This is a genomic window from Burkholderia sp. Ac-20353, from assembly GCF_017104785.1.
Lineage (GTDB): Bacteria > Pseudomonadota > Gammaproteobacteria > Burkholderiales > Burkholderiaceae > Burkholderia.
This window is the reverse complement of sequence record NZ_JAAGPL010000298.1, coordinates 1-7,706: the sequence shown is the minus strand read 5'-3', so window position 1 is coordinate 7,706 and position 7,706 is coordinate 1. Positions and strand designations below refer to the sequence as shown.

Genomic DNA, 7,706 nt, shown 5'->3' with positions numbered 1-7,706 from the left:
CCCGCGACGCGTGCGGGCTGCCAGCGCCGCTCGACGATCGCGAGGGTGAGGATCGGCTGCACGCCGAGGATCGTCGCGAGGATGCCGGGCGCGATCCCGCGTTCGAGCGCGAGCAGATAGAAGATCGAATAACCCCCCATCATCAGCAGCCCGGTGACGGCCGCGATGCGCCGTTCACCGGGCGCGGGCAGCCAGCGTCCGCGTGCGGCGGCCAGCGCGAGCAGCACGAGCGATGCAAGCGCGAAGCGCGCGGTGAGGAAGACGAATGCGGACGCATGCCGCAGACCGAGTTCGGCGAAGATCGCCCCGCTGCTCCAGAGCAGCACGAAGAGCGACGTCGCCCCATGCGCGGCGAGCGCGCGTTTGAACGAAACCATCTGAATCCACCTGTCGAACGGATAAGGACGTTCCATGCGAGCGCACACCGCACCGTGCGTTACGACGCACGAACGGCATGCTGGCGAATGGAAGCGGAAAAACCGGAGCCGGCAGTCAGCCGGCGCACGCCGCCGGAGGAGGCGGCGCCGCGCCGACGAGCGGCGGATCGACAGGAGGGGGCGGTGCCGACGGATGCGCGCACGCCCGCAGCCGCGCGTCGAGCGGCGGCCGGGACATCGAAACGGGGTGCGTGAGCAAAGGCATCGTCACAGAATGCGGAATGCGGGTTGAATTCGGTTGAATGCGAACGAGCGTTAAAGGTAACGCAAGAACGGTTGCCGTGGCAACCGGCGCGAACGCATCATGCGTGGCCCGCGCGCTCGCGGCCGCGCAGCCACAGCGTTGCGATCAGGCCGGCGGCGAGCAGCGTGGCGACGAGGCCCGCGACGCCCGGCCAGCCGCTCGCGCTCCAGAAGCGTCCGCCGAGCGATCCGACGATGCTCGAGCCGAGATAGTACGACAGCAGGTACAGCGCGGCGGCCTGGCCCTTGCCTTGCGTCGCGAGGCGGCCGACCCAGCCGCTTGCGATCGAATGGCCGGCGAAGAAGCCGAACGTCACGCACGCGATGCCGAGCGCGATCGCGGCGACCGGATGCAGCAGCGTCAGCGCGACGCCCGCCAGCATGATGCAGATGCTCGCGATCAGCACGCGGCCGCGGCCGAGCGCATCGGCCATGCGGCCGGACCACGGTGACGCGACGACGCCGGCCAGGTAGACGACGAAGATCGCGCCGATCGTCGCCTGGCTCATCGAATACGGCGGCGCAAGCAGCCGGTAGCCGATGTAGTTGTACAGCGTGACGAAGCCGCCCATCAGCAGGAAGCCGAGCGCGAACAGCACCGGCAGTTCGCGGCGGCCGGCGAGGTGCCGCGCGAGCGCTGCGCGATGCTGCGCAAAACCGAGGCCGCGGCTCGGCGTGAAGTGGCGCGACGGCGGCAGCAGCGCACGGAACGCGAGCGCCGACGCGAGCCCGAGCACGCCGATCGTGCCGACCGCGATGCGCCACGTGAACAGGTCGGCGAGCACGCCGGCGATCACGCGTCCGGCCATTCCGCCGAGTGCGTTGCCGCCGACATAAAGGCCCATCGCGAGGCCGAGTCCGTCTGGATGCACTTCCTCGGCGAGATAGGCCATGCCGACCGCCGGCACGCCGCCAAGCGCGAGCCCGGTGAGCGTTCGCAGCACGAGCATCTGGTGCCAGTGCGGCGCGAACGCGGCGACGATCGTGAGCAGCGACGCGAGCACCAGCGATGCCGTCATCAGCCGGTGGCGGCTCAGTCCTTCGGACACGAAGCCCGCGACGAACACGGCGAGCGCGAGCGCGGCGGTCGAGAACGACAGCGCGAGGCTGCTCTGAGCGGGGCTCACGCCGAACGCATTCGAGAATTCCGGCAACAGCGGCTGCACGTAGTACAGCAGCGAGAACGTCGCGTAGCCCGCAAACAGCAGCGCGAGGCTCGCACGCCAGTAGCTGCGCGAGCCGCGCTCGAGGTAGGTGACGGAAGCAGGCGCAACGTCGGAGGCAACGTCGTGGGTAACTTCGGGGGCCATTGCAGGGGCGGCTGCGGGCGGGGTCGGCGATGTCGTGCCGGAACGAACGGTCACGCAGAATCTCCAGGCAACACGGCAAAAGAGAAACGATACGCCGGTTGCGGAAATCGCGTGCGCCGGAGCCGGTCGGCCCGGTTCGGCGGACGGTCACATTCGACAGGGTATGATGGGGGCGTCGGCCGCGCAACTGCGCGGGTGGCGCAGTGGTTGATTGGAGACATTCGACGAATTCGCGGCACTTTGCCTGCTTCTTCTTCTTTTCGCGCTTCGATAAACCGGGAACAATGGGATACGCGCGATCGCCAGGCAGGCGGCGCGCGTGTCGTGCATTTGCCGGTCGTGCTGGTTGGCCGGGTTTCAAGAATCAAGAGTGGGGAAACATCATGCATGTCGGGTCGATTGTCTGCACTACCCATATCGCGGTGCCGAAGGGCGCACGCGGCATCGTCCAGCGCATCCTGGGCGACATGGCGATGGTGACCTGGTACGCGGGGGTACCGGGCGAGTCGAAGGAACTCAACACCGAGCCGTTCTTTCTCGAGGACCTGATCGACACCGGCGAATCCGTGTTGCCGGCTGGCGCGGCGCTGCATTGAGCGCTCGTCTTTCGGCCCGGCTGGCGGCACAATGCGCGGCATGAACGAAGTCACCTCCGCTGCTGCCTCCCCGGCCGGGCCGCCGTTTGCCGGCCTCACGCCCGAATGCGTGCTCGATGCGCTCGACAGCGTGCTGATGCCGGCCGGTCTGCGTACCGACGGGCGCCTGCTCGCCCTCAACAGCTACGAAAACCGCGTCTACCAGGTCGGCATCGAAGACGGCCCGCCGATCGTCGCGAAGTTCTATCGTCCCGCGCGCTGGTCGGACGATGCGATCCTCGAAGAACACGCATTCGTCGCCGAACTCGTCGCGCGCGAGATTCCGGCGGTGCCGGCGCGCGCGTTCGACGGCCGCACGCTGCATGCGTACGACGGCTTCCGCTTCTCGATCTTCGAGCGCCGCGGCGGCCGCGCGCCCGATCTCGACCGCAGCGACACGCTCGAATGGCTCGGCCGCTTCATCGGCCGCATCCACGCGGTCGGCGCGACCGAGCCGTACACGGCGCGGCCCGTGCTCGACATCCGCACGTTCGGCTACGAGCCGCGCGACTACCTGCTCGCGCACGATTTCATTCCGGACGACGTACGGCTTGCGTATGAGACAGCGGTCACGCTCGCGCTCGAAGGCGTCGAGGCCGCGTTCGAACGCGCGGGCGAGATCCGCCTGCTGCGTGCGCACGGCGACTGCCATCCGAGCAACGTGCTGTGGACCGATGCGGGGCCGCACTTCGTCGATTTCGACGACAGCCGAATGGCGCCCGCGATCCAGGATCTGTGGCTGCTGCTGCCCGGCGATCGCGCGGGCGCGTCGCGCGCGCTCGCGGACCTGCTCGCCGGTTATGAGGATTTCTGCGAATTCGAGCCGCGCGAACTGCATCTGATCGAAGCGCTGCGCACGCTGCGGCTGATTCACTACGCGGCCTGGCTCGCACGGCGCTGGGACGATCCCGCGTTTCCTGCCGCGTTCCCGTGGTTCAACACCCATCGTTACTGGGAAGCGCGCGTGCTCGAGTTGCGCGAGCAGATCGGCGCGATGCAGGAAGGGCCGCTCTGGCCCGTGTGAGACGGATGCGCGCCGGCGCGGTCGTGCGCCGGTAGACGACCGCAAAGGTCCGCAAAGCGGGCACGCGGCCCGCTTTGCCCCGCATCAGAACTTCAGCATCAGCTTGATCAGCGCGGCAAAGCGCTTGCCGTACGGCGGCGCGAGCAGGTTGCGCGCGTTGAGGCGCGCCTGCGTCAGCACCGGCTTCATCTTCGAGAACGTCACGAAGCCGTCGTAGCCGTGATACGCGCCCATCCCGCTCGCGCCGACGCCGCCGAACGGCAAACTGCCGCACGCGATGTGCATCAGCGTCTCGTTGACCGACACGCCGCCCGAGATCGTTTCGCGCATCACGCGGTCGACCGTGCCGCTGTCTTCGTCGAACAGGTAGAGCGCGAGCGGCCGCGGTCGCGCATTCACGTACGCAATCGCCTCGTCGAGCCGTTCGTACGGCACGAGCGGCAGCAGCGGCCCGAAGATCTCTTCCTGCATCAGTTGCGAGCCGGCGTTCACGTGCGTGACCGCGCACGGCACGAAGCGGCGCGACGCGGGATCGGACGACGCGTCGGCGAGCGGATACAGCTGCGCGCCGGCCGCCTGCGCGTCGCTTGCGAGCTGCTGCAGCCGCGCGAAATGGCGGTCGGACACGATCGTCGTGTAGTCGGCGTTGCGCGCGAAATCCGGATACATCTTCGCGAGCCGCGCCCGCGCGCGCTCGATGAACGCGCCTTCCATGCCGCGTGGCAGCAGCACGTAGTCGGGCGCGATGCAGGTCTGGCCCGCGTTCAGCGTCTTGCCCGCGACGATCGCGTCGACCGCCGCGTCGAAGCGCGCATTCGGCCCGACGATCGCGGGCGACTTGCCGCCGAGTTCGAGTGTGACGGGCGTGAGGTTGTCGGCCGCCGCGCGCATCACGTGCCGGCCGACCTGCGTCGAACCGGTGAACAGCAGATGGTCGAACGGCAGCGCGCTGAACGCGGCGCCGATTTCCGCGTCGCCGTTCACGACCGCGACGTGATCGCGCGAGAAGGTCTTCTCGATCAGCTGCTCGAACAGCGCGGACGTGCGCGGCGTCAGTTCGGACATCTTGACGATCGCGCGGTTGCCGGCCGCGAGCGCGCAGATCAGCGGGCCGGCCGCGAGCAGCACCGGATAGTTCCACGGCACGACGATCCCGATCACGCCGAGCGGCTGCGGAATCACCCGCGCGCGCGCGGGGTGCATCCACTTGTTCATCGGCTTGCGGATCGGCTTCATCCAGCGCTTGCCGTGCTTCAGCGCGTCGTCGATCTCTTCCTTAGCCATCCAGATTTCCGACAGCAGCACTTCCTGCTTCGCGCGATGGCCGAAGTCCGCGCTGATCGCGTCGGCGAGCGCGTCGGCGTTGTCGATCAGCATCGTGCGCAGCGCGCGCAGGTGCTTCGCGCGCGTGTCCCAGTCGGGATACGGCGCGCGCAGGTAGGCGGCGCGCTGGTCGTGCAGCAACGAAGTCAGGGCAGCGAGTTCGGGCAGATCGTTTTTCATGGCGTCTTCTCCGGTTGAGCGTGGCGCATCGGCCAGCAGTCAGGCCGCAAGCGCCCGCTCGACGAGCGCGGCGTGGCGGATCGGGTTGGGCGGCATGCCGCCGTTCGATGCGGCATCCTGTACGGCGTAGGGCAAGGCGGCGGCCAAGGTGTCGCGCGGGATCAGATTGCCCATCGCGTCGCCCGTCGCATGCCGGCCGCATTCGGGCGTCGCATCCGCGCGACGGTCTGCGCACACGAAAACGTCGCGGGATGCGGTGCGCGATGCGCGCTCGCGCAGTGACGGGGTGCACAAAACGATCGCGCGAAACGGCGCGGCGGACCATGTCGCATGCACGCGCACGCAGCATTGCCGCACGCTGGCGGACGCAATTCTCGGCCAGCCGGAGGATGCCGCCGGCGTGCGTTCCAAACGCGCGGGGGCGGCCCGCGCCGTTCGATTGCCGCGCGCCGCGCGCGTCGCTGCGCGCGTGCTCGCGCAGGCTGTCGTTTGAAACGAAATGCGGGGCAGGGGCGGCGCAGCCGGAAAACCCGGTCGGCACACGGCCTGCAGAACGTGTCGCTGCATCAGTGTCTCTCCCATTTCGCGACAGATCGGCTTCTGGCGGCCGGCTGCGTCGCGCCAAGCGAATCCACGCATCTTAAATTTAGTTCACGCGCACGTTTAGAGGAATCGCTCTTGAATCGGCGCGCCGCGCGCACGGCGGCCATTCCTACAATGCCCGAACACTACAAGACACGACTCGGGCCGCGCGGCCGCGCCGGGCGCCCTTCATGACATGAAGGAGACATGCATGCATTACGACTACATCATCGTCGGGGCGGGATCCGGCGGCGCGAGTCTCGCGGGCCGACTCGCCGACGCGTGCCCCGATGCGAGCATCGCGCTGATCGAGGCCGGTTCGCACACGGAGCGCAACCTGCTCGTCAACATGCCGGTCGGCATCGCGGCGCTCGTGCCGTTCAGGCTCGGCACCAACTACGGCTACGAGACCGTGCCGCAGCCGGGCCTCGGCGGCCGCCGGGGCTACCAGCCGCGCGGGCGCGGGATGGGCGGCTCGAGCGCGATCAACGCGATGATCTACACGCGCGGCCATCCGCGCGACTACGACGAATGGGCGGAACTCGGCGCGACAGGCTGGGGCTGGCAGGACGTGCTGCCGTACTTCCGGCGCGCGGAAGGCAACCAGCACGGCGCGAACGCGTGGCATGGCGCGGACGGTCCGCTCACGGTGTCCGATCTGCGCTTTCGCAATCCGTTCTCCGAACGATTCATCCAGGCCGCGCACGCAGCCGGCTATCCGCTCAACGATGATTTCAACGGCGCGACGCAGGAAGGCGTCGGCTTCTACCAGGTCACGCATCGCGACGGCTCGCGCTGCAGCGTCGCGCGTGCGTACATCTACGGCCGCAACCGGCCGAACCTGCACGTGATCACCGATGCGACGGTGCTGCGCGTCGGCTTCGACGGCAAGCGCGCGATCGGCGTCGCGGTGTCGCGCAACGGGCGCGTCGAGACGCTCGGCGCGCGCGCGGAAGTGATCGTGTCGGCCGGCGCGTTCAATTCGCCGCAACTGCTGATGTGCTCGGGCATCGGCCCGGCCGAGCAGCTGCGCCGGCACGGAATCGCGGTCGTGCAGGACGCGCCGGACGTCGGCACGAACCTGATCGACCATATCGACTTCATCATCAACACGCGTGTGAATTCGTCGGAGCTGGTCGGCATCTGCTTGCGCGGGATCGCGAAGATGACGCCCGCGCTCGCGCGCTACTTCTCGAGCCGCACCGGGATGATGACGAGCAACGTCGCGGAGGCGGGCGGCTTCATCAAGAGCGACCCGTCGCTCGACCGGCCGGACCTGCAGCTGCATTTCTGCACGGCGCTCGTCGACGATCACAACCGCAAGATGCACTGGGGCTTCGGCTATTCGCTGCACGTGTGCGCGCTGCGGCCGTTCAGCCGCGGCACGGTGACGCTCGCGAGCGGCGACACGCGCGATGCGCCGCTGATCGATCCGCGCTTCTTCAACGATGCGCGCGATCTCGACCTGCTCGTGCGCGGCGCGCACGCGATGCGGCGGATCCTGTCGCAGGCGCCGCTCGCGTCGCAGGGCGGGCGCGAGCTGTACACGCGGCCGGACCAGACCGAAGCCGAGCTGCGCGCGACGATCGTTCAGCATGCCGACACGATCTATCACCCGGTCGGCACCTGCCGGATGGGCACGGATGCGCGCGCGGTCGTCGATCCGCAGTTGCGCGTGCGCGGCGTCGAAGGGCTGCGCGTGGTGGATGCGTCAGTGATGCCGACGCTGGTCGGCGGGAACACGAATGCGCCGTCGGTGATGATCGGCGAGCGTGCGGCGGACTTCATCGTCGCCGCACGCAAGGCCGGCTCGCCGCGCGGCGAGACGGCCTCGGTGCACGGCCGCTGAACGGCGCGCACCGGGCGGCGATGCTCAGGCAAACGTATCGACGAGGCCGACGCGGCTCACGGTCGCGCCGGCCGCAGCGGATGGCGCGCCGTCGAGCGGTGCTGCGCCGGCTGACGGTGCGGC

Annotated in this window: 7 protein-coding genes; 3 read left to right on the top strand and 4 right to left on the bottom strand. The window is 68.9% G+C overall.

Features of this window, described 5'->3' with window-relative positions:
• Both G3N94_RS38435 and G3N94_RS38430 read right to left on the bottom strand, forming a co-directional pair.
• The coding region (locus G3N94_RS38435; protein WP_205799432.1) for an EamA family transporter at positions 1-377 on the bottom strand (377 nt) is incomplete at its 3' end.
• 362 nt (positions 378-739) lie between these two features.
• Positions 740-1,990, bottom strand: coding sequence for an MFS transporter (locus tag G3N94_RS38430; protein ID WP_205799433.1), 1,251 nt, complete (start codon positions 1,988-1,990; stop codon positions 740-742).
• A gap of 383 nt (positions 1,991-2,373) precedes the next feature.
• Here G3N94_RS38430 and G3N94_RS38425 point away from each other — a divergent pair, with 383 nt between their 5' ends.
• A complete protein-coding gene (locus G3N94_RS38425) occupies positions 2,374-2,586 on the top strand; it encodes a hypothetical protein (RefSeq protein ID WP_004198969.1) in 213 nt (70 codons plus the stop codon).
• A 40-nt stretch (positions 2,587-2,626) separates the two neighbouring features.
• Positions 2,627-3,649 (top strand): serine/threonine protein kinase, encoded by a 1,023-nt coding sequence (locus tag G3N94_RS38420; protein WP_205799431.1) that lies wholly within the window; start codon positions 2,627-2,629, stop codon positions 3,647-3,649.
• Positions 3,650-3,733: 84 nt separating this feature from the next.
• On the opposite strand, the gene G3N94_RS38415 is transcribed toward G3N94_RS38420, so the two are convergent.
• Positions 3,734-5,152 carry a coniferyl aldehyde dehydrogenase gene (locus tag G3N94_RS38415; RefSeq protein WP_205799430.1) on the bottom strand — a complete coding sequence of 473 codons (1,419 nt, stop codon included), beginning with the start codon at positions 5,150-5,152 and terminating at the stop codon, positions 3,734-3,736.
• Between the two features lie 39 nt (positions 5,153-5,191).
• Positions 5,192-5,494 (bottom strand): hypothetical protein, encoded by a 303-nt coding sequence (locus tag G3N94_RS38410; RefSeq protein ID WP_205799429.1) that lies wholly within the window; start codon positions 5,492-5,494, stop codon positions 5,192-5,194.
• Between the two features lie 451 nt (positions 5,495-5,945).
• On the opposite strand from G3N94_RS38410, the gene G3N94_RS38405 reads away from it, so the two are divergent.
• The gene (locus tag G3N94_RS38405) at positions 5,946-7,583 is read left to right on the top strand and encodes a GMC family oxidoreductase N-terminal domain-containing protein (protein ID WP_205799428.1); all 1,638 of its coding nucleotides are present in this window, start codon (positions 5,946-5,948) and stop codon (positions 7,581-7,583) included.
• Positions 7,584-7,706 lie beyond the last annotated feature (123 nt).